The sequence below is a fragment of the Parachlamydia acanthamoebae genome (genome assembly GCF_000875975.1).
GTDB classification, from domain to species: domain Bacteria; phylum Chlamydiota; class Chlamydiia; order Chlamydiales; family Parachlamydiaceae; genus Parachlamydia; species Parachlamydia acanthamoebae.
Genome location: NZ_BAWW01000008.1, coordinates 318,160 through 344,720 on the forward strand (window position 1 = coordinate 318,160; position 26,561 = coordinate 344,720).

The 26,561-nt window shown below is 38.7% G+C and carries 27 protein-coding genes; 7 read left to right on the forward strand and 20 right to left on the reverse strand.

The features are described 5' to 3' along the window. Nucleotides 1-11 precede the first annotated feature (11 nt). The 11 genes from pdhA to AOM43_RS05465 all read right to left on the reverse strand — a co-directional run bounded on the left by pdhA (nt 12) and on the right by AOM43_RS05465 (nt 10,641). Nucleotides 12-1,043, reverse strand: coding sequence for a pyruvate dehydrogenase (acetyl-transferring) E1 component subunit alpha (gene pdhA, locus AOM43_RS05410; RefSeq protein WP_006340059.1), 1,032 nt, complete (start codon nt 1,041-1,043; stop codon nt 12-14). Nucleotides 1,044-1,166: 123 nt separating this feature from the next. Then, nucleotides 1,167-2,420, reverse strand: a complete 1,254-nt coding sequence (locus AOM43_RS05415; protein WP_006340058.1) for a dicarboxylate/amino acid:cation symporter — start codon at nt 2,418-2,420, stop codon at nt 1,167-1,169. A 960-nt stretch (nt 2,421-3,380) separates the two neighbouring features. After that, on the reverse strand, nt 3,381-3,632 hold the full coding sequence (locus AOM43_RS05425; RefSeq protein WP_006340056.1) for a DUF1653 domain-containing protein: 252 nt from the start codon (nt 3,630-3,632) through the stop codon (nt 3,381-3,383). A 4-nt stretch (nt 3,633-3,636) separates the two neighbouring features. Continuing rightward, the gene (locus AOM43_RS05430; RefSeq protein WP_059359339.1) at nt 3,637-4,206 is read right to left on the reverse strand and encodes a phosphatase PAP2 family protein; all 570 of its coding nucleotides are present in this window, start codon (nt 4,204-4,206) and stop codon (nt 3,637-3,639) included. A 30-nt stretch (nt 4,207-4,236) separates the two neighbouring features. Further along, on the reverse strand, nt 4,237-4,914 hold the full coding sequence (locus AOM43_RS05435; protein WP_059359341.1) for a YggS family pyridoxal phosphate-dependent enzyme: 678 nt from the start codon (nt 4,912-4,914) through the stop codon (nt 4,237-4,239). Nucleotides 4,915-5,090: 176 nt separating this feature from the next. Beyond that, nucleotides 5,091-5,831 carry a hypothetical protein gene (locus AOM43_RS05440; RefSeq protein WP_013925303.1) on the reverse strand — a complete coding sequence of 247 codons (741 nt, stop codon included), beginning with the start codon at nt 5,829-5,831 and terminating at the stop codon, nt 5,091-5,093. Between the two features lie 90 nt (nt 5,832-5,921). Continuing rightward, nucleotides 5,922-6,338 carry a hypothetical protein gene (locus AOM43_RS05445; protein ID WP_006340052.1) on the reverse strand — a complete coding sequence of 139 codons (417 nt, stop codon included), beginning with the start codon at nt 6,336-6,338 and terminating at the stop codon, nt 5,922-5,924. A 3-nt stretch (nt 6,339-6,341) separates the two neighbouring features. Continuing rightward, nucleotides 6,342-7,367, reverse strand: a complete 1,026-nt coding sequence (gene floA, locus AOM43_RS05450) for a flotillin-like protein FloA (protein WP_006340051.1) — start codon at nt 7,365-7,367, stop codon at nt 6,342-6,344. Then, entirely contained in the window at nt 7,364-7,864 is a 501-nt protein-coding gene (locus AOM43_RS05455; protein WP_006340050.1) for an NfeD family protein, read from the reverse strand. The genes floA and AOM43_RS05455 overlap by 4 nt, the downstream gene beginning before the upstream one ends. After that, nucleotides 7,861-10,122: an NfeD family protein gene (locus AOM43_RS05460; protein ID WP_059359343.1), complete on the reverse strand. Its 2,262-nt coding sequence runs from the start codon at nt 10,120-10,122 to the stop codon at nt 7,861-7,863. Before AOM43_RS05460 ends, AOM43_RS05455 begins: the two co-directional genes overlap by 4 nt. A 255-nt stretch (nt 10,123-10,377) precedes the next feature. Next, nucleotides 10,378-10,641, reverse strand: coding sequence for a hypothetical protein (locus AOM43_RS05465; protein ID WP_006340047.1), 264 nt, complete (start codon nt 10,639-10,641; stop codon nt 10,378-10,380). Between the two features lie 127 nt (nt 10,642-10,768). Between AOM43_RS05465 and AOM43_RS05470 the strand changes: the two genes are divergently transcribed. Then, nucleotides 10,769-12,730 (forward strand): cytochrome c biogenesis protein, encoded by a 1,962-nt coding sequence (locus AOM43_RS05470; protein WP_059359345.1) that lies wholly within the window; start codon nt 10,769-10,771, stop codon nt 12,728-12,730. Here the strand turns inward: AOM43_RS05470 and AOM43_RS05475 are convergent. Further along, nucleotides 12,722-13,216 carry a SycD/LcrH family type III secretion system chaperone gene (locus AOM43_RS05475; RefSeq protein WP_006340045.1) on the reverse strand — a complete coding sequence of 165 codons (495 nt, stop codon included), beginning with the start codon at nt 13,214-13,216 and terminating at the stop codon, nt 12,722-12,724. The two genes, AOM43_RS05470 and AOM43_RS05475, sit on opposite strands and share 9 nt — an antisense overlap. Before the next feature lie 20 nt (nt 13,217-13,236). Then, on the reverse strand, nt 13,237-13,482 hold the full coding sequence (locus AOM43_RS05480; protein ID WP_006340044.1) for a hypothetical protein: 246 nt from the start codon (nt 13,480-13,482) through the stop codon (nt 13,237-13,239). Nucleotides 13,483-13,871: 389 nt separating this feature from the next. On the opposite strand from AOM43_RS05480, the gene AOM43_RS05485 reads away from it, so the two are divergent. Next, entirely contained in the window at nt 13,872-15,266 is a 1,395-nt protein-coding gene (locus tag AOM43_RS05485; protein ID WP_006340043.1) for a hypothetical protein, read from the forward strand. Here AOM43_RS05485 and recF read toward each other — a convergent pair. After that, complete coding sequence (recF, locus tag AOM43_RS05490; RefSeq protein ID WP_013925308.1) at nt 15,263-16,333, reverse strand: DNA replication/repair protein RecF; 1,071 nt, start codon at nt 16,331-16,333, stop codon at nt 15,263-15,265. The genes AOM43_RS05485 and recF overlap by 4 nt on opposite strands. 5 nt (nt 16,334-16,338) lie before the next feature. Continuing rightward, entirely contained in the window at nt 16,339-17,469 is a 1,131-nt protein-coding gene (gene dnaN, locus AOM43_RS05495) for a DNA polymerase III subunit beta (RefSeq protein WP_006340040.1), read from the reverse strand. A gap of 241 nt (nt 17,470-17,710) precedes the next feature. On the opposite strand from dnaN, the gene smpB reads away from it, so the two are divergent. Then, complete coding sequence (gene smpB, locus AOM43_RS05500; protein ID WP_006340039.1) at nt 17,711-18,169, forward strand: SsrA-binding protein SmpB; 459 nt, start codon at nt 17,711-17,713, stop codon at nt 18,167-18,169. Continuing rightward, nucleotides 18,096-18,599 (forward strand): 23S rRNA (pseudouridine(1915)-N(3))-methyltransferase RlmH, encoded by a 504-nt coding sequence (locus AOM43_RS05505; RefSeq protein ID WP_226987410.1) that lies wholly within the window; start codon nt 18,096-18,098, stop codon nt 18,597-18,599. Before smpB ends, AOM43_RS05505 begins: the two co-directional genes overlap by 74 nt. On the opposite strand, the gene AOM43_RS05510 is transcribed toward AOM43_RS05505, so the two are convergent. Next, nucleotides 18,600-19,091 (reverse strand): hypothetical protein, encoded by a 492-nt coding sequence (locus tag AOM43_RS05510; RefSeq protein WP_006340037.1) that lies wholly within the window; start codon nt 19,089-19,091, stop codon nt 18,600-18,602. A 574-nt stretch (nt 19,092-19,665) separates the two neighbouring features. Here AOM43_RS05510 and AOM43_RS05515 point away from each other — a divergent pair. Both AOM43_RS05515 and acpS read left to right on the forward strand, forming a co-directional pair. Continuing rightward, entirely contained in the window at nt 19,666-20,757 is a 1,092-nt protein-coding gene (locus tag AOM43_RS05515) for a PIN/TRAM domain-containing protein (RefSeq protein ID WP_006340036.1), read from the forward strand. A 26-nt stretch (nt 20,758-20,783) separates the two neighbouring features. Next, a complete protein-coding gene (gene acpS, locus AOM43_RS05520) occupies nt 20,784-21,188 on the forward strand; it encodes a holo-ACP synthase (protein ID WP_006340035.1) in 405 nt (134 codons plus the stop codon). Between the two features lie 5 nt (nt 21,189-21,193). Here the strand turns inward: acpS and AOM43_RS05525 are convergent, their stop codons facing one another. The 3 genes from AOM43_RS05525 to AOM43_RS05535 all read right to left on the reverse strand — a co-directional run bounded on the left by AOM43_RS05525 (nt 21,194) and on the right by AOM43_RS05535 (nt 23,753). After that, nucleotides 21,194-22,018 carry a hypothetical protein gene (locus AOM43_RS05525; RefSeq protein WP_006340034.1) on the reverse strand — a complete coding sequence of 275 codons (825 nt, stop codon included), beginning with the start codon at nt 22,016-22,018 and terminating at the stop codon, nt 21,194-21,196. Nucleotides 22,019-22,020: 2 nt separating this feature from the next. Then, entirely contained in the window at nt 22,021-22,971 is a 951-nt protein-coding gene (trxB, locus tag AOM43_RS05530) for a thioredoxin-disulfide reductase (RefSeq protein WP_013925309.1), read from the reverse strand. 326 nt (nt 22,972-23,297) lie between these two features. Continuing rightward, the gene (locus AOM43_RS05535; protein ID WP_006340031.1) at nt 23,298-23,753 is read right to left on the reverse strand and encodes a hypothetical protein; all 456 of its coding nucleotides are present in this window, start codon (nt 23,751-23,753) and stop codon (nt 23,298-23,300) included. 441 nt (nt 23,754-24,194) lie between these two features. Here AOM43_RS05535 and AOM43_RS05540 point away from each other — a divergent pair, with 441 nt between their 5' ends. Further along, complete coding sequence (locus AOM43_RS05540) at nt 24,195-25,646, forward strand: sodium/proline symporter (protein WP_013925310.1); 1,452 nt, start codon at nt 24,195-24,197, stop codon at nt 25,644-25,646. On the opposite strand, the gene menA is transcribed toward AOM43_RS05540, so the two are convergent. Further along, nucleotides 25,643-26,551: a 1,4-dihydroxy-2-naphthoate octaprenyltransferase gene (gene menA / locus AOM43_RS05545; RefSeq protein ID WP_059359349.1), complete on the reverse strand. Its 909-nt coding sequence runs from the start codon at nt 26,549-26,551 to the stop codon at nt 25,643-25,645. The genes AOM43_RS05540 and menA overlap by 4 nt on opposite strands. Nucleotides 26,552-26,561: the final 10 nt, after the last annotated feature.

Here is a 26,561-nt window from a genome sequence, read left to right on the forward strand (position 1 = left end):
TGTAAATGCTTTTAAGTTTGAGTTTCGGAAGGGGCATACACATCTTCCTCAATTGATAAGGGATTCGGCCACGGACTTTCATCGGCATATTTCATCGCTGCAATCGCTCTTTCGCGGTACTCTTTATCAATTTTTTTGAATTCTTCACTATCAATCAGATGATGTTCTTCCAAGGCATGCTGCATCAATAAGATCGGATCCCTTTGCATCGACTTTTGCAATTGTTCTTTTGTACGATAAAGCCCAGGATCAGAAATCGAATGACCACGAAAACGCTCTGTTAAAACTTCGATTAAGACAGGACGTCCAGTCTCCACAACTTCCTTATAAACATGCGAAAATCCCGCGTAACAATTGAAAAAATCCATCCCATCAAAAGTATAGGCTTTCATATTATAGGTTGGAGCGATATCCTCAGCTAATTTTTTAAATGAAATAGCGCGATTTACAGCCGTTCCCATTCCCCAAAAATTATTTTCAATCACATAAATACAAGGTAAGCTCCATAAAGAAGCAAGGTTCAAGGATTCGTGAAAAGCCCCCTGCGCGACAGCCCCATCGCCTAAAAAGCAGATCGCCACCTCATTTTTATGTCCACTGTATTTGATTTGAAAAGCCGCCCCTGTCGCGATAGGCACTTGCCCAGCAACAATTCCAAAACCTCCTAACAGCCTTTTCGCATAAAGGTGCATTGAACCTCCACGGCCACGTGCATTTCCCGTTGCTTTTCCATATAACTCTGCCATAATTTCTTCTGGTGTTGCTCCCAGTAGAAGAGCAAGTGCATGACAACGATAGGAAGTAATGTACCAGTTTTCTTGTCCCAAAGCTTGAACAGCGGCAACCTGAATCGCTTCTTGCCCGATATAAGAATGGAAAAAACCTCCAATTTTGCCTTGCAGATAAGCAGATTCTGCCCGAATTTCAAAATTGCGAATTGCCAGCATATGTGTGAGTGCTTTCAGAAGTAAATCTTTTCCAAGAAGTGCAATTACTTCATTTTTATCCGAAGGAAAAAAGGAATATTGAGTTGTCTCGTTCACTGGATTACCTAAAATTTAACTAATATAAATGAAGCGTCATTTTAGCATACATGCAGAATAAAGCAAGAAGACCTTGAATGACATCCCTGTCTCAATGCCTATTCTACAGAAAGCCTCTTTAAATTAACCTTGCACTAAATTTGGGAACGGCGTGCCCTGCTCATTTTTTGCAGCAGCCAATTCAGCGATTTCATGATGGACAACCGTTGTCACACAAGAATCCGACCACACATTGATTGCAGTCTCAAGCATATCGATTAACGTATAAAAAGGGAGAATAACCCCTAATACATTTAAAGGAACATTCATCGTTGCTAAGAACGCACTCGCAAGAAAATAGCATCCCATTGGAACTCCTGCATTCCCAACAGCAGCAATTGTCGCAATAAAAATCCATGCAATCATCTCAATCGGCGTAAACACAACTCCAGCATTCATCGAGACAAATAAAACAGTCGTTAAAATAAAGGCCGCGCAACCATTCATGTTGATTGTCGTGCATAAAGGGAAGCTAAAACCAGCAACCTCTCTGGATATTTTGAGTCTGTCTTCCGCACATTTCATTGCTAAAGGCAATGTTGCACTTGAGGATTTTGAAAAGAATGCCAAGGATAACGCCGGAAACATTCCCTTAGCTGTTTGAAAAGGAGAGATCTTTTTGATCTTTAAAAATACAGGTAAAATGAGCAATCCTTGTACAAGATTTGCGATCACAACACAAGACAGATAAAGTGCTAAACTTTTGATTTCAAGTCCTTCACGCATATCACGAATAAACAATGTCAAAAAAGCAAAGATTGCAAAAGGCATTAACCATACAATCCAAGTCGTAATTTTCATAATCGCTGCATAAAGACCTGAAAAGAAGGAATGGAGTAATTCTCTTTTATCATTTGGTAAACTTAGTGTTGCAAAGCTGAATAGCATGGCTAAGAAAAGGACCCCGATCACATTGTTTTCACTGAATGGCTGGACGATGTTGCTTGGAATAGCATTTAGCAAATAGGTTAAGTAACCAGTCTGATTAGTCTTCGGAGCATCAGTAAACTGAACAGCTATCTGAGAGCTTGTTGGATCAATTAAAACGTATAAAATGAGTGCGACAGTCGCGGCAAAAATGGTTGTCATTAAGGTATATTTGAGGACCTTTAATCCCATAAAACGAATGTCATGCGCACTCTTCATACCTGATGCTGTCGCTACAATAGAGAGAAAAATAATAGGAAGGCTGACAAGTTTAAGTAAATTAATAAAAATCTCTGAAACAATGGAAGCTCCTTGATCTATCCACGGCAAATTCATATAACCTGCCAAGAGTCCAGCGAGCACAGCAATAGCAAAGCCTATGTTCGCATTATATTTTCTTTTTTGCGCCATGATGAGATAACCTCGAGATAGTCGTTGATGCAATGTTTTTAATTCATTCAATTAATTAGGCTTTTATAGGGCAATATCCATTATCTGTCAAAATGAGGAATTTATTTGACCTGGACATTCACACAATACTTTTTTTAACTATTTGATCGATGTCATTTTCTCGTAGTTTTACTTGTTCGTTCTAAAAGCTTCTTCATTACCCATACAAAGCTAAGATAGCAGCCCATTAGAATGGGATTTGAAACATATTTAGAAGCCAATTTAACATTTTTAAAAGATGCTTAGGTGATAACAAAATAATGAATAAAAACAGAATACTCAAAGTTAAAACAAATGGCTTGTGCACATAGCCCCTTTGATTTGATATCAATGAAGCTTTACATATGGCTTGTAACATGCTGAACAACGATGAATGGGATGAATCCCTGCAAAAATACGCAGCATTTGTTTAGAGGAATTAAGACAAAAATATCCTAAGGAATGGAATTCAAGCTGGAATATGATGCCCTGCTTGGATATGCTTATCATATTATTTTAAAATACGATGAAAGATATGCTGCTTATAACTTTTAAAAAAGTACAAATACCTCCACCTCAATTATTAGTTGTTATGGCCAGATGCTGTATTGCACCCGATAAGCCTCCGATAACAGAAAAAGAAGCGATATCACTTGTTAAACAAGCCATAGCAATAGTCCCATACATCGAAGCTGTTGAATTATTAAGGGGCTGTACAAATCTACAGGAAATGTTAAGGAGCAACTGTACTGGGAAAAAATTTTAGAAAATATCAAAGAAAATGGCACGCATCTACCTTCAGCATCTACCTTCATTAGATCAAATTTCTGATCCATAAGCAGAAAAATTCATAAGAGACATTGTCGAAAATTAAGTATATAAAATGCTCTTATTAAAGCTGCTGGTTCAAAAACTTTGATTGCAGATAAAATGAAAAGATAATTAGCTGTCTAATTTGAATCGAGGGCGAGAATGTCCATTTATGACAACATTCTCTAGAAACATTCCAAGAGGACGAACCCAAATGGCATTTTCCCCATACAAAGCCTGATAAACGACTAGTTCTTCAAGTGATTCGCTGTGGCGGGCGATTCCAAGAATTTTATATCGTAACCCCTTGTTGTAATGCACATAAACATTTCCCACTGCAATGGTCTGGGCTAAAGCTGAAAAACAGGGCAAGGTTTCGTTCATTATTCTACCTAATTAGAAAGTGAGATTGAAAGTTTGTTAACCATCTTTCAATAAGAGGCTGCATATACGTATAAAATTTCCACAAAAATAAACCGACAAGCCATCCGACAATGATATCACTGGGGAAGTGAATACCTAAATACACACGAGAAAAGGACACGAATAAAACGTAAATAGTTGCAATGAACCACATCAAAGAACTTTTCCAATAACTTAATAAAATGCCTGATAGCAAAATAACTGTCTGAGCAGCCCCGCTTGGAAATCCATAGCCGCTTACTTGAATAATTCCCAGGCTAGGATCTATATGAAAAGGCCGAGGTGATGAGAAGTATTCCTTTAATGCTGAATTCGTCAAACCACTGATTAACAAAATAGACATTAAGCTTAGACCTGCTTTCCACCCTCTTAAGAACCACATCGTAGGAATCAAAATCAAGAAAAATTCTTTTCGATCAAAAAAGTCAAAGGGCGTAAAGAAATTATCCATAAACGGTGCTCTGAATGCATGAATGGATCGAATCAATTCTAATTCTAAAAAATGTAAAGATTCAAAATTTATTAAAGTGGTCACAATACCATTATCCTTTAAAGATATTCTTTTTCAATTAGCAAAAATGGCAGTTCCAATCCTCAACAACGTAGCCCCTTCGGCAATCGCCCAACCAAAGTCATTCGACATTCCCATTGATAAATGAGGGAGAAGCCGCCCGCCAGAAATGCTCAACCGCTCTTTCAATAGGCGCAACTTTTGAAAACAGTTTCTCACTGCCTGTTCGTCATTAGAGAAAGGAGCCATTGTCATGAGTCCTTCTACACAAATTCCAGAAAGAGAAAGAATGTGCTCGTAATCTTTTTGGCACGCTTCGCCCGACCATCCATGCTTTGTCAATTCACCAGATGTATTGACCTGAAGAAGAATAGAAGTTTGAACGCCCAGCTTTAAGCTTGTCTCAGAAATTTTTTTGGCTAACTCAAAGCTATCGACAGAATGAATGAGTGTAAATTTCCCCACAATTTTAGAAACTTTATTAAGCTGCAAAGAGCCTATCAGATGCCATTGAATATCGGAAGGCAAACGGGGTTGCTTTTGTAAGGCTTCTTGAACACGGCTTTCACCAAAATTGCGACAACCCGCTTCATACACGGTCTGGATCGATTCTACAGGGTAGGTTTTTGAAACTGCGATGAGAGAGATCTCGTCAGAAGCACGACCATATTTGCGAGCATATTCCTCTATGCGTACTTTAATTTTTAGATAATTGTCTTGAACAGACGTCATTTAAGATTACTCTTTCAATAAATTGCTCCTGAGATTTTTACAATTTTACTCATTATAAGCAAGACTTCTGGAGAAAACATCTATTCAAATTTTTGGACGATTTCGAGATTAAAAATATAACGAGTTTTAGCTACTGATAGTCAATTTTGGCTATCAGTAGCTAACCCCACTATAAGTTACTCCAAAAATTTGTTAAGATCCAAATCTGAGTGAAAAACTTTGGTTTTCCATAAGTAATTTGCGGAATCATTGCTATCGAATGCCCGATTTAAAGAAATGCCAAAGCTTTGAACATTGGGAAAAATTATCAACAAGTGCTTTGCAAGTCTTTCGGACAAATCAAATTCCGAAGCATTTAAAGAAGAATTTTCTCTAAAATAGGCCTGGATAGCATCTTTTACAGCAAAAAAATTAATATAATCGCTTACTGTCACCTCTGGCTTATACTCCATCTCAACTTCAATAGATGCAAGATCATTTTGAATTGTCTGATTGGCAATAGTAAATAAAAAAGCTTCTCGCTCAACCTGCTGATTTTTTAATGAAACAATACTTTTTCGATTGAAGGGCTTTATTAAATCAGGTTCCACAGAGAAAATACTTTGCATTTGCTCGATGCTTGAATATTTATTTGCTAGATAAATGACCAGCTTTTTATTGACGATTTCCCAATAATCCTCTTGGTTTGGATAGCTGGTTAAAAAAATATTAATTTCATCTTTAATCATCTTGGGAGACGGAACTTCTTTTCCATCAATCGTAAGGTGGATGCCTATAGCATGAAGTCCAAATCTGTGATTGATTATCTGTCGATTTATAATCAATTCGGCATGTGATTCAGACGCATACGTATCAACGCAAAGAAAGGGAAAAGTACAAATTGTGAGTAAATAGCAAAAAGATAAAAATTTGCGCATGGTTAAATTCCAGATAATCAAGTTAGTCAACTATAGGAAACCCCATTTGTTATACTAAGAAAAGCACCTGAACCTCAAGAGATTTTATGCTTAAAATTTCTTATACCCTTTTGGTTCACTCAAGATTTCATGATAGATCACCATATCTTTTGCTGAAGGAACCTGCTGGACTAATTTTTGAGCCAGCGAGGCCTCTCTTTTTAGGTGGGGGTGGTAAGATAACAACTCTTTTATTCTTAAATTTTCACTCGCCTGAGTTTGAGCTGCTTTAATTTTATGGATTTTTGGAGCAGGTATAGGCTTGGGCGGAGTTTTTTTTGCTGGAGTCTCCACTTGAATGTTTAGTGACTCCAGCAATTCTTGAACCGCTCGTTCCTGTTCATCTTGTTCATATTGAAACTCTTCAGGGTGCAGGCGACGCCTTCTCTCTTCTGAGACTCTTTTCGCAAAGAGAAAAGTCATCGCAAACAGCGCAATGATAAATCCAAGAAACTCGATGAAATTCATATGTTATCTTATTGGTTTGTCTTTTTCTTCAGGTTGAGCGATAGAGGTACGCATATCTGTATCGGCTTGAATATTTTGGATGCGTTGATAATCCATAATCCCCAAATTTCCCTTCTCAAAAGCATGTGCCATAGCAAGAGGGACTGAAGCTTTAGCTTCCACAAGCTTGGCTTCCATATCTTTAATTTTGGCGATATTCTCTTGTTCCTGCGCAACAGCCATGGCACGTCTTTTTTCAGCTTCTGCTTGAGCAATTTGCATATCTGCTTGAGCTTTCGCTGCACGCAGTTTAGCTCCAATGTTTTCTCCCAGATCCATTTCTACAATATCAATAGATAAGATTTGGAAGGCAGTAGAAGAATCTAATCCTTTCTCAAGCACAACTTTAGAAATTCTTTGTGGAGATTCTAAAACTTGTAAATGTGTATCCGATCCACCAATAGCACTCACAATTCCTTCACCCACACGTGCGATGATTGTCTCTTCAGTTGCCCCACCTACAAGCTGGGCAATGTTTGTTCTAACCGTCACCCTAGCACGCACTTTAATTTGAATTCCATCTTTTGCGACCCCAACACTATAGCCACCTGGACTTGGGCAGTCGATTACCTTAGGATTCACAGATGTTTGAACGGCAGCTTTAAGGTCACGTCCAGCCAAGTCAATAGCAGTTGCACGACGCCAATCCAAATTTAAATTTGCTTTATCGGCAGCAATCATTGCTTCAACAACTTCTGCAACATGGCCACCAGCCATAAAGTGCGTCTCCAAATCTGCCACAGAAATATCCTTTAGTCCTGCTTTATAAGCATTAATACGTGCATTAACAATTAACTTTGGAGGAATCTTACGCAAGCTCATTCCAATAATGTTGAAAAGGCCAATAGGAGTTCCAGAAACAAACGCCTGAAACCAAAGGCTAATAAATTTTCCCAAAATCCCCAATATAATGAAGGCAACGATACCTAAAAAAATAAAGAGGATATAGAGTTCAAGACTAATATCTGCTGCTAAAAGGTGCATAATCATACTTCCTTATGTGTCATTGGATTTAGAGGGGTATGGTTGAAAACTTTGACCATTAAACTTTCTCCTTCACCACCGATAATTAAGACATCGGTTCCTTTTATCAAATACCCACTTTGAGAAATGGCCTGTAAACGTTTTCCTTCAAGGATAATTAATCCCCCCGGTTTTAAGTCTGTAAACGCAATCGCGCGTTTTCCTAATAAGCTACTGTCATAGGTGGAGGCCTGATAACCTGATTGATCTTGATCGGAATAAATGCTGAAGCCCGATTGGCTGCGTGGGATTTTCCATAACATAAACTTGCAAACTCCCACAACTAGAGCGGCAGCTCCAATCAAAAATAAGAGTGATTCCCATGTCGATTGTGAGGATACCGCAAACATGACAATACTAATACAGATGGCAATAGCACCTAAGATCCCCATGATTGCTCCTGGGAGATAAAATTCTAAAACAATTAAGAAAAGGCCAATCAATAAAAGCAAAATCGAAATCATGTTTTACTCTCTTCTTCTACCAAAAGGGTCCCACTGTCAAAACCAATGACATGAATCGGGCTTCCTTTTTCTATAAATGAACCACTAGAAATCGCATCGTAATATTTCCCATCAATGATCACCTTGCCAGCAGGTCTTAAAGTGGTCTCTGCTTTTCCCGTTTTACCAGGCTGGGGTAAAAGCTCGGAACTGAAAGCTTGATATCCCTCTTGCTCATGCCCTTTCAGCACAAATCGATTAAATCCAGAAAATGAGGGTGTCACATACCTAGCCAAAAGAATCATTAGCCCTATTCCAACCACAAGAGTTCCGGAAAGCCAGGCCAGTCGATTCATAACAGCTTCGCCTGCTGCATTAAAGGTTCCTGTATCTAATTCAAAATCCATCGATCCTGCACCGGGCAGCATTAAGCCAAATAGGCCCGCCAAAAACAAAATAACTCCAAAAATGCCAATTAAACCAAACGTGGGAAGCACAAATAAATCAAGAGCAACAATTCCCACGCCAGCTAAAAGGAGAAACAATTCAAGCCAGCTCGCAATTTCCAAGGCAAAGCTTGAAAGAATGATTAAAAATAGGCAAATCAACGCAATAGATCCCGGCAGACCAAAGCCTGGAGTACTGAACTCCATATAGGCGCCCATTAACAACCCTAAAAATAAGGCTGATGAGACGACTGGATTACTTAAAAAAACAAAGAGTTGCGTTTTCCAATCCATGTGGTACTGATCAATTGTGGCCTGAGGAATTGATGAAAAAAACGGATATTGGAAAAGCGACATTTTGGAAGCCGGCCATTGTCCAATCTCTTTCTCATGGTACGTCACCTCTGGAAGTTTTTGTGGCAATAATTGCAAATCCGCAACACCAAACTCAATTAATTCATTCGAATTGAGCGTTAAGAGCTTTCCCTTAGGGCTAATGACACGATCTGGATCTGTTCCCGTGGTTCGAATTTGATTTTCTTGATCCAGTTTAGTGATTTTTCCATGTCGCAAAACTAAGATAATGTCTTTATCAACCATCGCTTCTGCTATATAGGGGTTTCGATCAAAAAAGCGGGCGCGATTAGCAAAGTCTGCACGCAAGGCAGAATTCACTTTTTCTGAGGCTGTCTGCATCTGTCCACTTTCGTTAGCCATTACGGGTTCAGCAGCGCCCATGCTCCCATCTTTTACCACAGTAATGTATCTACACGAGTACGCTAACATGGCTCCAGCTGAAATCGCCCAGTTATTGATATAGGCGATAACAGGAATCCCAAACTGGGTATCCATCTCTTTAAGAGCATCCGAAATCTTTTGTGCCGCAAAAACTTCTCCTCCAGGAGTGTTCAGTTCCAAGATAATAAAGCTAGGTCGACTCTTTTTGTAGTGATCTAAAGCATTTTTCACATAAATCCATGTAGATTGATTAATCCCATTTGTACGGTCATCAATCGTAATCAAACCCACTTGATTCGTTCCGTTAGCATTAACTTGAATATGCTGCTTAAGACTTTCTTCAAAAGATTGAGGCGAGATCTCTAAAGGAGAGATTGTCATAGAACTTGGATCAGATGTATGACTGGAAACTTCTTTCCATCCCATTTTTTGCTTAAAGGCTTCCGGAGAAAGAATCCCCTGCAATAATCCCAAAACTTGCAATTGATTTTGGTTGACAACCAACGCTTCACCGGGAGAAGAAATCAGATTGCTTTTATCCCCTCTGGCATCTTCCGCAAGCTTCCATCCTGCCTCGTCCACAATTTGGATGGATGGATCTGACATCCCTAAAGCAAGTACTTGCAAAATCTGAAAATGGGGATTATCTGGTAACACAAGACTGACAACACGATTTCTAAGGATATTTTTGGGAAGTACAGATTCCGATCCTAAAGCCACATCTCCCCAAGATGTAAAGAAAGAACAATAGACTGAATCAGCCAAGAACGGAAATATGGCAGCGGGTCCAAGTGCACTATTTTCTATATAAACAGTAATGGAAATCTTTTTTTCGACTTTTAGTTCGTAAAAACGTTTGGCTAAATTAAAAGCTTCAACCAAATCACCAGAAGAAGAATCAACAAGCAAGATAAATTGCCGCTTACCTTCCTGAACAGCTTGATCAATTGCAGTTTTTCTTTGATCTAAAACATCTTTATCCAAATGCCCTTTCAACCAGACCCAGGTTGGTGTCTGGGCCTCATCAGCAAAAATAGATAAAGAAAATACGGAAAAGATCAAGATAAATGAAAAAAGGGATTTGAACTTAACCATATTGCATACTCTCCTAGAGTCCCTTTTAGAATTCAAAAAAACACTAAACTTAGACTTTCAGCCCTTTTTAGCACAGCAAATCATTAAAAAAAAGAAAAGAAAATGTGGATTTTGCACTTATCCTCAAGACCACAAAAACTTTTGTATGTAAAGTCAATCTGAAGGCAAAGGGTTATAAAGGATGTTCTTCATTGATGCTGACTGCGAGGGCAATCATACAGATGCCAATGAATGGATGCCAAAAATGCTTGGAAGCTAGCGATTCTTTTTATTTAAATTTGCAAGCATTTTGGATTTTTCCATGAGAAATTTTGTTGCGTCACGCACGTCTTTCCAAAATTTACCCATTTTTTCTAAGGATTGATGCGCGATAGCTGCCTGCTTTTTTGGAGCCTGTGTATATCTTGCATGTTTCTTTTTTTTCATTAAAGCAGATAAATTTAAAACAATTTTGGGTAAATTTTTCTGTTGTCTTTCTCTTAATTTCTTTTCATTTTGAGATTGATTTTGATTAAGCATCTTTACTTCCTCCTATTCCTTAGCTATACCAAACCTCATTTTTTTTTAATAATATTTTCAACAAACTTATCTTTACATTTTTTTTAAAGAACACTAGATTTTGAAAAAGCTTTAAAAGGAGAGAGTTGTGAAACTTCAATTTGTTAAATATTTGTTACTTTTTATCTGCATGACAACTCATATTGGGGCCACGAATATTAACCAGTTTGATTTTCAAGAACTTCCGGTTTTATATCAGGGCCGCTTTCGTCCCGTAAAAGCTTATACAATTCTCTCACAGCTCGATCTATTTCACAAGAGCCCAAAAGAAGAAATGCTCTGGAATCTTTTCGTTTCTGGCCACTCAAGTTTCGATAAACAATCCCTCTTCAAAATAGATTCTTCTGCCTTCAAAACAGCACTTGGTCTTTCGTCTAAAACAACTCTATTTAACTACGAAGAAATCAATCAAGCCCTTTTTCAACGCGCAGAGACCAACTTAGCAGTTATGCGACATTTAATTCCCAAAATTTATCGTGATGCTCAAAGCAACAACAAATCTACCTCGATTGAATTGACCTCGCTTTCACAGGGATTATGGGTCAAGCAGCAAGGAAAAAATATCCTCGTGATGTCAGCACCCAAGCAAGCTCCTTGGCAACATCTGACAGAAGGATTGATCTTGAATGCTGGGGAATCTATCGATCCCCAAATTGCCGATGAGGCTTTAGACTTGTTTAAACGATTGGATCGATATGCTAAATTTGGACAAGAAAGACAATCTTTGGCACCTATCATCCAGACCTTGCAAAACAATCATCTAACCTCACAAGAAATCACCCTGTTCCTGGAGGAAAAATTCCCTTTATTAAATAGAGTGCTTGAGAGCGGAAACGAATTTCAAATGCTACCTTTAAAAACACCAAAAGGAACATGGGTATCTCTTACTGCATTAGGTTTGCAAGTATTTGATTCTGAAACAGGTCTTTTAAAACCGATTCCCAATTTTACACTTTACTCCGACTCGATATTTAAAAATATTCAAGAGGCTTATCTTACCAATGACCTTCAAAAATTAGCGAATGGCTTAGGTGAAGGCTACTCCAGCATCGAAAACACCATCTATCGCAAGGGCTCCGATAAACAGCTCTCTTACCCTTCCCTTCAACATTTGCGTGCCGAATCCTTTTATTATTCTTTTCCTCTGCTTGAATGGACCGTCTTTTTTTATGCAAGCTCTATTTTTTGTTTTTTCTTGGCGTATTTTTTAAAGAATACACGAGTGACAAAAATCGCCTTGGGAGGAACAATTTTGGGCTTGATTTGTCATACAAGCCTTCTAGCTTTACGCTGTTATATCTTACAAAGACCCCCTGTTTCGAATATGTTTGAAACGGTACTCTATGTCCCTTGGATCGCAGTCCTATCTAGTTTTTTCTTTTACCAATTCTTCCGCAACTATGTCATGATGGTTGGATCCTGCCTCGTCGCAATCCCTCTCCTTATTCTGCTTTCCACCACACGCATGAATATTGGGCTAGAAAATGTGCAAGCGGTTCTCGACTCCCAATACTGGCTTATTATTCATGTGCTCATGATTGTAGGTAGCTATAGTTTTTTCCTTCTTTGCGGCATTTTAGGGCATCTTTCGTTGTATGCCTACTCTTTTCAATTTACAAACAGAGATTGGGCTAAGAAATTGGAGCCTTTGATTCTAAACTCTATGTATGTCGGGACTGCTCTCTTAATTCCAGGAACTTTACTTGGGGGGGTATGGGCAGCTGAAAGCTGGGGCCGTTTTTGGGACTGGGACCCCAAAGAATCTTGGGCTTTTATCTCGAGCTGTGTTTATATTTTTTGGATTCATCTCCATCGTTTTAATCATATCGGCGGATTCGGTCTTGCCTTTGGCTCAATAGTGGGCATGCAATCGATTATTTTTACCTGGTATGGAGTGAATTACATACTTGGAACAGGACTTCACAGCTATGGTTTTGGATCGGGAGGAAATTTCTATTACTTCTTATTTGTTGTGATCGATTTTTGCGTGCTAGGAGCTGCAGCATTGAGATACATGCAGCTTAAATCGCGCACACTTAAATCATTTTGAAAGCTGAGTAAGCGCACTTTCGGCTTGTTGCTTAATTTTGAAAAAATGCTCCTGTTCTCCAGCATATTCAATGGCAAGTAAGAGGGATGCTTTGGCATTTTCATCATCTCCTACTGCCAAGTAGCAAGAAGCAGAATGGTAATGAGGCACGGGATTACTCATTTCAGTCATTACAGCCATCCCATAAGCCACTAAGGCTCCTTCATACTCCTTTTTTAACTGCTCAGACATGCCCAATCCCAACCAATAATTATGGACTTGGGGATCTAACGTTGTTAAAAATAAAAAAGCATCAGATGCTTTTTCATATTCTTTTGCCTGAAAAAGACGGTATGCTGCACCATAGAATTTTTCCATGGTTTCATCCGTATAACCGATAATGTCTTTTAAATTTTTCCCCTCAGACATTTCTTGGCGTATGAGATCCACATTTTTCAATTTTTTGATCACATCTTTCGGGATTTGAAATTCTTCCATTCGATCCATATGCCAACCATTTTTAAAACTTATTGTTTTTTAACTTCATCAAGCAAAACTTGATAGCCTTTTGCTAATCTTTCTCGAAAATCATCCATTTCAGAATGAATTTTAGCCTTGATTCTTTCTGCATAAAGCTCAAAAGGCTCTAAATCATTTTGATAGTCATCCTTCATACTGTCAGCAACAGCATTCGCAACTTCTTCAACTGTTTTCTCGTATTTCATTTCTGCTTGGCCACTTGAAGTATTTTTTCTTTTGCGCATGTCTGACATGACAACCTCCAAATTTTTAATCTATTCTAAGAATGCATTCCTTTCATTATATTTACCAATTTCTCGATTCTTTTCGTATCTTTTTTAGCGAGGATCAAAAAAGCATGAATAGAATGTTTCTTAATTTTCTTCCCACCCGTCTAAAAATGATTCTGAGCCTCCTTCTCTTTATTATTATAAATAAAACACGATTTAATAATAAATAATTTGATTAAATTACTTACATTTATTGTTGTTTTTAATATAATTCTGTTTTAAACTTTCAAATAAACCACAGAGCAGATTTAAATTAAACACTAACAAAACCAACAATCGAAACAAAACGCAAAAGAGACCAACGATAATAATTTAAACTGCATTAATAATGCCTAATTAAGCGGGATTGATTTATGTTAAAGCCACAGCCAAAAAAAGCTAAAGTAAGTTTAAATGATTATTCCTACGAAAAAGACCTAGAAAACCGCTTACAGATGGCTTCTTTTTCTCCATTAGAAATCGATCTATTAGATGTGATTTTAAATGGTTCTTTGACCATGAATTTTCAAGATATTGAAGATGAACTAGATATTCTTGAAGAAGACATGATTCTTTCTCTCGAAAAATTCGCACGATTAAAATTGCTGCAGATTCAAGGGAAAAAAATTCTCATTAATAAAGAAATGCGCAAATACTATGAATTGCATATTTCTCGTTTTAGCACAGATTTTGAACCTTCCATTGAGTTTTTACAAGGTCTATTAAATCAAGTTCCAATTCATCTACTCCCGGTGTGGTATACTATTCCCAAAACATCCACCCATATTATTCATTCAATTATCGATAAACACTTACTTACCCCTAAAATCTACGAAAAATATGTGAGTGAGCTTGAAGTGGAAGAACCTCTTCTCCATGCCATCGCCTCTGAGGTTTTTGCATCGCCCTCTCTTTCTCTTTCCAGTTCATTTCTAAAAAATAAGTACCAACTGCAAGAAAAAGAATTTGCAGAATGTGTCATGCGGCTGGAATTTAATCTTCTATGCTGCTCGAAATATGAACGAAAAGGAAACAACTGGGAAGAAATGTTAATCCCATTCCATGAGTGGAGTGAGCTTCTTTCATTTAAACAGACCACCAATCCTCCTCAGATTAAAGATGTCGACCAAATTCAGAATCGCCATCCCTGCCCCTTTGGCTTTGTGCACGATTTAACTGTTTTGACACGTTATCTAGGCCAAAATCCAATTTCCCTCTCTGCATTACACGATAAAGTGATCGAATTATTGCCTCACATTCCGTCCCTTGTGACCTCAAAAACTTATCTTTCGCATCTTTTAGAAAAAATCATTCAATTAGATCTTGCTTTTGAAGATGAAGGATTTTTGCGTCAACATCCTAAATCGATCGAATGGCTGCAAAAAGATCTCGAACATCAAGCTTTAGTCGTGTATCAAACGTCTCTCATCCGATTTTTTGACACACAATCGCATTTTTTCGACAAAGATACACGTGAAATACTTAAATTCCTGAAATCGGTCCGTAAAAATGGATGGGTTTATTATGAAGATTTCTTAAAAAGCTTTATTGCTCCGATTGGTCACGCAGAGAATATCGAACTTATCCCAAAAGGAAAAAGATGGAAGTACATGCTTCCAACTTACTCTGACGAAGAAATCCATTTTCTAGAAACATTTATTTTCCACCATCTGGCAGAAGGTGGCATTGTTTCAACTGGAACACATGCGGGCAAACGCTGTTTTTGTATTACTTCTTACGGTTATCATATTCTCGATGATTACGCCTAAGCTAAGCGAATAATACGTTTGAGGGATGCCGGGGCTTCGTCATCTGGCAAATCTTGTGTCGTGGTTAAAAAAACTTGATGCAATCCCTCAATGTATTTTAACAACTTTGCTTTGCGAAATGCATCCCAACTCATTCCGGCATCGTCAATTAGCATTAAAGGATTTTCCTCTGTAACAGCTTTAAGAGAACTCCATTCTGCTAATTTCAAAGCCGCAACAAAACTCCGCTGCTGTCCCTCACTCGCAAAATAGCGCGCTTCTTTATCATCTAAACATAAATTGAGATCATCTTTGTGTGGACCAATTAAAGTACAGCCCAATTCACTTTCTCTTTTGCGAAGTTTTTGGAATTGTCCTAAATAATAATTTTTTAAAATTTCCTCAGAAGCACTTCGCGGAGCTGTTGTTTTGTAGACAACACCTAACTTCTCCCGACCAGCACTTAATTGCTCGTAGATTTGCTGACCATTTTGATGCAATTGAGCTGCAAGGACTTCGCGTTTAAAAGTAAGGTAAGAGGCAGCATGCGCCATTTCATATTCCCAACTTTCAATGGTGGCTAAATTCTTCCCTTTTAACAGGTAGTTACGCTGGCGCATGGCGCGAGTAAAACGGGTTAATTTATGTACATATAAGGGATCACTCTGAGCAAGTTGCAAATCCAAAAAAGAGCGTCGCATTAAAGGCGCCCCTTTAATAAGGGCAGAATCATCAGGACTCATGCAAACACCATAAAACATTCCTAATAAATGAGTAAAAGAATAATAGGGTGTTTGATTTAGAACGATCTTTCGTTCTTTCCCATTGTAGAAAATCTTTAGCTTTTGCTCTATTCCCTGCTTGATAAAACTGGCTTCGATGGAAAAATAAGAGGTTCCTTTTTGGATCAAATCATTGATTTGTGAGGTTCTAAAAGAACGGCCAGTCATTAGAAAATGAATGGCCTCTAAAATGGTCGTCTTTCCAATTGCATTAGGTCCGCAAATCAGATTTATGGATGGAGAGAATGTAAACTTAGCTTCTCGATAAGAGCGAAACTGATGCAAATGGAGTGTATGTAAAAACATGCCACTTATGCATCTTCATTTAAACGCATCGGCATCAAAACAAACAAAGGACTCACTGATGAGTTAATTTGCGAAACGCCTTCTTTATCCGTGATTACACCTGGATTGAAAGGATCTGTTAATCCCATCGTCACAGTTTCTCCCTTGCTATGTCGCAAAATATCTAAGAAATAAATCGGATTAAAGGCTATTTCTAAACGAGGCCCTGTATAATTCACCGGCATGCTGACTTTGCCCTCTCCAATTTCCATGGTATTGGCAGCTAAGCGAAGCTCTCCTTCGTTAAAAGTAAATCGCACGGAATGGGACGTATCGGCCGTGAACAGGGAGACTTGGCGAAGAAGGGTGATCAGCTCTTCGCGGTGAAGGCTTAGAACGGTTTCTAATTGATTAGGAATCACACGACTGACATCTGGATAATCTCCCGAAAGCAACTTTGTAACCAACATGGTATTAGAAGCTTCTATCGCAATTTTATCATGCATCAAATAAACGGTGGCTTCCCCATTATCAGAAAGATTTTTTAAGATTTCTTCCACAGCTTTTATGGGGATAATATAATTTCCATTAAATGCCACATCCAAACCCAAAGAAAGATGGGTTCGAGACAAACGTTTTCCATCTGTTCCAGCAAATATAGCCTTTCCTTCCATAATTTGCATAAACACACCCGTTAAAGCAAAGCGATTATCATCTCGAGAGACTGCAAAAGCTGTGCGGAAAAGCATGTCTTTTAAATCCCCCTCTGGGATCTTAAACTGCACAGCTCCATCCATTTGTGGAAGAGACGGGAACTCACTTTTATTCATTCCATGCAGTTTAAAACGAGAGCTGTCCGCACTCACTTGAGTCGTTTCATTATCATTCGTTGCAATTTCAACGTTTACAGCTGTAAGCTCTCGAATCAATTGCGCAAATCGCTTTGCAGGTAATGCCGTTGCCCCTTCTTCAAGGATTTTCGCTTCAGTATGGCAACGAATACCGACGGTTAAGTCTGTAGCTGTTAAAATCAATTCCCCATTTTTTGCTTCCATCAGAAAGTTGGAAAGAATGGGAATAGTCGCTTTTTGTGAAACGATGTTTAGACATTTATTGATCAAAAAATTCAGTTCCTGCGTAGAAATCACAAACTTCATGTTTTTTTCCTTACTTAAGCTCTAAAGTCCCTACAAACGATTAATGGGACAAGTTTTATGGACAAACATTCAAATGAGGAAATCATAGCATTATTTACTGTTTTGTCCTATAGTATTTATAAGTAACGCAAAAATTCTAAATGAGCATTTAAGGCAGAATTTTAAATACCGAGAAAGAATACAAGCTTACTCGTCCCATTAAACTTCCTGCCATTAACCAAGCCCCAAAGCAGAGTCTTTTATGAGTGACCAAAAGCAAGACCTCGTTTCCAATCGTCGCGCCACATTTAATTACGAAATTTTACAAACTTTTGAAACAGGCATCGTCCTTTTGGGGACCGAAATCAAATCATTACGCGATAACGGAGGAAGCCTTCAAGAAGCGTATGTCAAAATTTTCGATAATGAAATCTGGCTCATCGGATGCAACATCGCCCCTTACCGCTATGGGAACGTGCATAATCACGAAGAAAGGCGCCAACGCAAACTATTGATGCATAAGCGCGAAATCTTACGTTTAAAAGAAGCGACACATGAGAAAGGACTAACTCTTATCCCTCTCGCTTTTTTTCTAAAAAATGGAAGAGTTAAAGTACGCATTGCCACTGCCAAAGGAAAGAAGAACGTTGACAAGCGCGATTCGATTCGGGAAAAAGAAGATACGCGCAAAATCCAAAGAGCTCTTAAAAACGCCACTTAATAGTCCCATGTTCAAAATCAAAATTTTATCTGTTGGCAAAACAAAAGAAACATGGCTGCACGCCGCAATTGAAGAATACCAAAAAAGATTGCAAGGTGTAGCTGAAATTGAATGGGTGTGGGCTAAAGATGACTCGCAGCTCGTTGCACTCGTTAGCCGAGAGCCTCTTGTCATTTGCCTAGATCCAAATGGAAAGGTTTTCTCTAGTGAGCAATTCTCTACATTTCTCATGCGTAAGCTGGAGGAAGGAGGAAGCCGCTTAGCTTTTGTCATTGGAGGAGCTGATGGACTCCCCGCTTCCCTTAAACAAAATAAAGAGGCCATTAGCCTCTCTCTTTTAACTTTTACACATCAAATTACGCGTCTTGTTTTGATTGAGCAAATTTATCGAGCCCTTGAAATAGCCAAGGGCTCTCGCTATCATAAGTAATCAAATGTGCTCCATGCGAGGAAGGGCCGATCTTAAGTAGTAAACGCCTCCTTGAATGAGAGCCGATCCCACAGCAATGTCAATGAAAGCACGCACATCTGAAGAAATTCCTGAAAGACGCATCAGAACTCCAAGGCCCATCATTCCGACAATCAAGAATAAATTACCCTTACTATACATATTGAGAAGACTTGTTGGATCAGGAAAGTTTTTAATTCTAAGCAAATTCCGCATAACAGTCTTTTTTAAAACCATTCGACCTTTAAAGAATCCTGTGATAAGACTCAATAGCACAAGCACCAAAGCGGCGATTTTAACTTCCCCTAAAACACTTAATTGACTCATTAATGGATATCCCTCGTCGGCTTGCAAAAGCAAAGATTGTACAGCGTCCATTAAAAACCCCAATCCTAACTGCAATAAAAAAACTCCAATTCCGATCCACATTGAACCTGAAATAACAATTAAAGTTTTATGGCTGACTTTAAACATAATCTTCCTTAAATAGGTTTTAACATACATCAACGATATAAAGTCGTTGAATCCTGAATACTATAGCGATGTTAGATGACTCGCAAATAGACAACAAGTAGAAAAGCATTTTACGTTTCATCAAAAAACAACCTGAAAAAGCTCCTTTCAAATAACCAATGATTGGGTAAAGCTCTTCTCTACCAATCCACAAAGTTTTATTTATAATTTTCCAGCCTATTATTTTTTTAAATATATAGACAAAAAATAGAGCCTTCAATTATACCATGTTGATGATGGTCTGGCTGCCATCATCAAGTCAATTGTTTAATCTTAAAACACATTAGACTTATCCGCAAAACCGCTTAGCCTTCTGCTATTCTTCGTGCCCACCTCGTTTTCATAAGAAAACCAGATTTCAAAAACCACATGGGAATAGCGTATTTTTGGTGCGAGTAATGCTTGAGATTCGATTTTTCATTTTCGCCTTAATATGGAGAACTAAAAATCAGAAAAAAATTAGCAAAGCCGTAACAACATAGTGAATCAGAATACAACAAAAGATTGACTGACAAATTAAGAGGACTTAATTAACATGATGAGCATTTCTCACGTATGTATCCGCGCATTTTTTATGGCACTCTCTGTTCTTATTGCCCTAGTTTATGTCACAACCCACCCCCTTAATTCTTCACCACTCGTCAATACATCCATAGGAATTCTAGGAGGCCTTGCAGCTAGCTTCATTTTAATTGGACTTGAAATAGCTTTAAAACGTTTTGGCATCATTGAATTTGCCCTTGCTCTGGCGGGTGTTGTACTCGGAAATTTCATGGGTGAATCCCTGTGGACAATTCTCCATCCATTGCTTTCTCATTACATGACTGCAGACACAGCCATACTACTTAAAGCCAGCCTCCTTCTAATTTCAATTTATTTTAGCATAAGCACCCTTTTTCATACGGCTTCCAAATTCCAACTACAGTCCTTATGGAAAAAGAAAGAAGAAAGCATCAGCTACACATCTAACATCTTAATTGATTCTTCCGCCCTCATGGACCCAAGAATCATCGACCTAGCCGCATCCGGTATTTTAGATAACCATCTGATCATCCCTTCTTTTATTTTGCGCGACCTACAACAGCTTGCCGATCAAATCGATGAACAAAGCAAAGCAAAAGGACGCACGGCTCTGGAAATCATCAAAAAATTAGAGACTATCCCCCATTTGAATCTCCGTCATTCCGAGATGGATTTTTCTGATATTGATACACGTACAAAATTAAATCAGCTTGCAACAACACTTTCAGCCAAAATTTTAACTGCTGATATGAATCGTACACAGCAGTCCCCCGATGAGACACCCATCATTAATATGCATTTCCTTTCTAATGCTTTGAAGCCTATGACACAAACAGGCGAATGCCTCACAATCAAAATTCAAAGATACGGAAAAGAACCCCGCCAAGGAGTTGGGTATCTAAAGGATGGCACAATGGTGGTGGTTAATGGAGGGGCAGAATTTATTGGGGAAGAGATTAAAGCCTACGTTTTATCAGTTAAGCACACGGCATCTGGCCGCATGATCTTTTGCAACGCATCTGACGATCAACTGGCAACACCAGATCTTCCGATGCACAATCTTGCAGACCTTGAAATTAAGCCTAAAAACTACTTTACTGTGTAAAGTTCTTGCTTGCGGAGAATTGAAAAATGGCCATTCTGGGCATTGGGAATGATATTATTGAGGTTCAGCGCATTGCAAAAAATATTGAGCAATACGGTCAAAAATTTCTTGACCGTATCTTCACCACTCAAGAGCAAGCTTACTGCCTAAAACACCGAGAATCGGCACGCAATTTTGCCGGACGTTTTGCCGCTAAAGAAGCGATTGTCAAAGCATTTGGCACAGGCTTCGGCGCACATGTTTCATGGACAGATCTTGAAATTTTGAATGATGCTTCTGGAAAACCCCACGTGCATTTATCCGCAGCATTGGAGCTCCAGCTTCCACCAAACACACAAATTCTCATTTCCATTAGTCACTGCAAAGCATACGCAACAGCTGTTGCGATTTGGACGGATGAAGCCAAACAACACAGTTGGTTTGGCCTCTAATGCTCTTATATTCCGACGCCGAAAGGATAAAAAATGGAGAGAACAAATTGGCTTGCCGCACTCGGACAGTTGTGAGCATATGCTCGAATCGCATACTCTAGACCAACCGTGGCTGAGGACTCTAACAGATATTGATATTTAGCGCCACAATCAACGGATTGATGCTGAACACCTCCATATCCGTGAAATCTATCCACATGTAAATTGCCAGGTCCTAACCCCCACAAAGACCGCACAAAAACGATCCACTGATGTTGATCCCAATGATTATTTTCCCATTGCAGATTTGCACGAATCCAAGGCGCCCCATGGTCAGCAATTCCGACGCCAAATAATCCCCACCAACGAGACGTCCAAAATTCTTCACAGCTCATCTCTTTTCCCCATGCAATATTTGGCTCTATCTCAAAACCACCATGATGGAAAACACTGATGTCGTGTAAACCCTGCTTAAAAACTTGTGTAATCACCACTCCAGTCACGAGACTTAACCGATCGCCAATGGCATCATTCCACCATAAATAACGGGCGAGCAAGCTCAAATGATCAAAGCTAAAACTATGACGGCGTGTTGTTAGAAAGCCACACTCAATCTCACCGCTCAAATGATCTAGAACAGGAATCGATAAACTCCCATCTAAAAAGTAATCGGTTGAAGAGTAGTGACTGGAGCCTTTTGCATTGACAGAGCCATACGTTTGAATACGGTTATTCAGACGGCCTTGAATTTCCAAATTACGACCATACCAAGGAGAAAAATCCAACGCATCGCTAATCGAAATAGAAAAACAACACAAAAGGAAAAATGAGAAAACAACTAGTTTTCGCATTTTTAGATATGCTCCCGTGCTGAAAGTTCTCTCTCTGCTTCAATGGCAGCCATACAACCTGATCCGGCAGCTGTAATCGCTTGTCGATACACATGATCTTGCACATCTCCACACGCAAAAACAAGTTCCTTGCTCGTTTGGCAAGTTCCTGGATTCACTTTGATATAGCCGTTGTCATGAAGATCGACTTGATTCTTTAAAAAGGCTGTATTGGGAGTGTGCCCGACAGCAAAAAAAACGCCACCAGCTTCTCGCTTAGTTTCTTGATTCGTTTTTAAATCTTTTAAAATGACATGCCTAACGATATCATCACCCTCAATGCGCTCAATGACACTACTCCAAAGGATTTCAACTTTCGAATGATTTTTTGCGCGCTGTTGCATGATTTTGGAAGCACGCAATTCGTCACGTCTATGCACGATGTACACTTTACTTCCAAATTTTGTCAGATATAAGGCTTCTTCAATCGCAGAATCTCCCCCACCGATCACATACAAGTCCTTATTTCTAAAAATAGGCATTGCTCCATCACATACCGCACAAGCTGTGACGCCCTTTTGCCAAAATTCCCCTTCATTAGCACCGGGAATATCTAAGCGATTGGCGCTAGCACCAGTTGAAATAATGACAGCGTCCGCATGATAAGTCGTTTTTGTTCCACGCACGACGTAAGGATGTTGACTAAAATCAACAGATTCGACGTCTTCACTTAATAAAGTCGTATTAAACCGAAGTGCTTGTTTCCTAAAACTGTCCATTAAAGCAGGGCCTGTAATGCCTTGAGGAAATCCAGGATAATTCTCGACTTCAGTCGTCGTCATCAATTGCCCTCCCGCAACACCAGAATAGAACCCTTCAAATAGAACGGGTTGTAGATTTGCACGGGCAGCATAAATGGCTGCAGTATATCCAGCAGGACCCGAGCCAATGATTACAATTTTTGCTTTGTTCATGATTTCTCCTAGGATTACAGGGAATAGCAATTCATTCCTTATTTATGGTACAAAATCACCTGAATTAAAGAAAGTCAGGAAATCGATGCTTAGCATTGGATTCTTATTTTTTTTGATATGCAATGTAAAAAAAACAACATCGTCCAGAGATTGATTCTGTATATTCTTTTGAATGGCGCTCAAAATTGAAGCAACAGAAAAAGCCATTCCAGGCTGTAAAAGCTAGTCCATTACGCTCAAGGTTTCTTTTTAAACCGAAGAGTTATTACTACAACTAGTTTACCACAAATGTATTCTATAAATCTATTATTAAATACTTTAAGTAACTATCTCGCTAAATGAATCGATCTTAACATTGGATTTTCATATGTTTTTTTTCGCTCTTCTAAATTTTTTATCTGATTTCCCATATACTTCTGGATTTTTTCGTTTATTTCATTGGATGTTCGAAAGCCATATCCCCAAAAAAAGTTTTGCAAACGAGAGAAAATGCGTTTAATCGCTTGGGGATGTGTCGAATTTTGATCTATTTTTTGATTTTTTTGACGTGCAATGTAAGCTGCAATGTCCCGAAACAAGATCGCATCTTCCAGGGATAGATTTCGCATATTTTTCTGAATCGTACTTAAAATTGCTGCAGCAGAAATTTTTTTTTCACTTTTCAGAAGAGGCGGCTCTCCAACCGGCAAAACTTTTTCACCATTGCGCTGATAAACAATCGTGCCATGAGATGAGAAATTATCTGGATTTTGAAAAGCTTGTCGCACTGCACTTAGGGGCATTTTGGACTCCAAACTTTAAATATCTTAAGTCATTATTTTGTGATGATAGTATCAAAATGACCTCAATATTACCATTTCAAAAACTTAAAACGAGAATCAGTCAACCGGATGCAGTCCTTCTCAGCCAAACAAAATGTTTTTTTACCTGGTTTTGGGCAAGCAATTTTCAATCATATTTAGAATCATTTTTTATTCTGAACATAAAAAGTTTTTGTTTTTAATAAACAACACACTAAAAACATATAAATATAATAACTAAACACGCAAACACATAAAATTATTTTTCTTAAAAAGAAATATCTCTTGACTTTGTGTAAATAATCCATAACAATTATCAAAAATATAACTTTCAAAGTTGGTGTCTTTTTTCCTTCAAATGCAAAAAAATGCACCCTTTAAGCTTTGAAAAATTAAGATACCAATACTCTAACGTGAAATTTTATGGACTTATACGCTTTATCCGCCTTTCTTACCTACTTCGTCATTCTTGCTGCAATCGGTGTGGTCGCACACCAAAGGCTGCGAACCTCTGCTGACTTTATTTTAGGCAATCGCTCTTTAAACTTTTGGTTAACCGCCTTATCTGCACATGCCAGTGATATGAGTGCGTGGCTTTTTATGGCACTGCCCGCGGCCATTATGCTTGGCGGTTTATCTCAATCCTGGATTGCATTTGGACTTTTACTTGGAATGTTTTTAAATTGGCAGTATATCGCCAAAAAATTACGCCAAGAAACGGAAAAATATAATAGCTTTACGTTATCGAGTTACTTTGAAAGTCGCTTTAATGATCGCAGTGGAATTATCCGTCTTCTCACAGCCTCTATGGCTTTGATCTTCCTGACATGCTATTTATCGGCAGGAATGATCGCTATGGGCCGTTTATTTGAATCCGTTTTTGGAATTGATTATTACGTTGGCTTGACCATTGCGATGTTCGTGGTTGTCTTTTATACATCCTTTGGTGGCTTTACAACCATTGCATGGATTGATCTTTTTCAAGCTTTATTCTTGCTCTTCATCATCGTACTTGTTCCGATCATGGCATATTTACAATTACCGAATGGACTAGAAACGATCGCTCAGGCAGCAGCTGCTCAAGATATTCATTTAGGTTTCTTTCATAAAAATTCGACGGAATCTTATTTCAGCATTATTTTTCTCGTTTTAGGCTGGGGATTAGGATACTTTGGAATGCCTCATATCTTAACTAAATTTATGGGAATTAGAAATCCTGAAGAAATCAATAAATCCAAATATTTAGGAATGTCTTGGCAAATTATCGCCCTGGCCGGTTCTGTTGCAATTGGATTTATCGCCATCGGCTTTTTTAATGATCCATTAGACAATTCTGAGCTTGTGTTTATTGACATTGTGCAAAGCTTATTTAATCCATTTACAGCCTCTTTTATTATCTGCGCCATCCTAGCGGCTAATATGTCCACAATGGACTCTCAAATCTTGGTTTGTGGTTCAATTCTGAGTGAAGATCTCTATAAGCACATGTTCCGTTCACACGCATCTTCGAAAGAACTGTTACTTGTTTCAAGAATAGGAGTCGTCGTCATTTCTCTTATTTCTTTGAGCATTGCATTTAGCAATAACTCATCGATTCTCGACACAGTATTATATGCATGGTCTGGATTAGGATGCTCTTTTGGGCCGCTTGTTTTAGCCGCATTGTATTCGAAGCATGCGAATAGACAGGGAGCTATTGCAGGAATCATATTTGGAGGTGTCACGGCAGGAACATGGCCTTTAATCAATCGCCATTTATTTGAGCTCCCTGTTCCTCCCATGGTCCCAGGATTCGCCGCCAGCTTACTAAGCATCGCACTCTTTTCGTACCTGACAGCAAAACCTGCTCTTACAGAAGTGAATGAAAAGCCTTAAGATAAAAGTAATCCGATTCCTTGGAGCGTGCCAAAAAGCAAATGCAGCAAAGCTCCTCGGGCTAAAAATCCATTATAGACAGAACTAGGTTCTGTCTTCCAGACATCCTGAATAAGACGGGCGGCCAATGGCAACAGAATCAAAGGCAAAATCGCTGCCACGTAAAATCCTGCAATTACCCACCCAAGATTCAAAATAAACGGACAAAAAACCAAAAAAATAATCTCTTTTCGGACGAATGCTTTTCCAAATCGAACAGCTAATGTCCGTTTATTGACTTTGGCATCACCCACAACATCTCGCAAGTTGTTGATCGCAATCATCACCGTAGAATGGAATCCGACTTGAGTTCCGGCAAGCAAAGCTAGCACACTTAAATACCCAGTTTGCAGATAAAAGGCAGCACAAGTTCCCACCCATCCAAAGAAGATGACCACAAACAAATCCCCCAATCCTGTATAAGCCAAAGGAAATGGACCTCCCGTGTACAAATAACCACAAATGGCTGAAACCATCAGTGTTAGCAAAAGGATAGAGCCTCCTTTTAAAACCAAAGGGATCCCCACAAGAAGAGCTAAAAAAAAGCTCAATAATCCCGCCCATAAAATTTGTTGAGAGGTTAATAACCCCAATTGTGTGACCCGCACAGGACCTAAACGAGTTTCATTATCTGCACCCTTTTGAAAATCTAACGCATCATTTACGAGATTTGTTCCTGTTTGAATAAAAATTGCAGATAGAAGGGCAAAAAAAGCGATCCACCCATCAAAAGATTTTGTCACCCCTACAGCTAAAGATGTGCCAACAAACATCGGAACAAAGGATGCCACCAAGGTTTTAGGACGTGCCGTCAAAATCCAAGGACGCATCTGTTCCAGTTGCGCAGCCAAATTTTTACTAGACATAAGAAATATT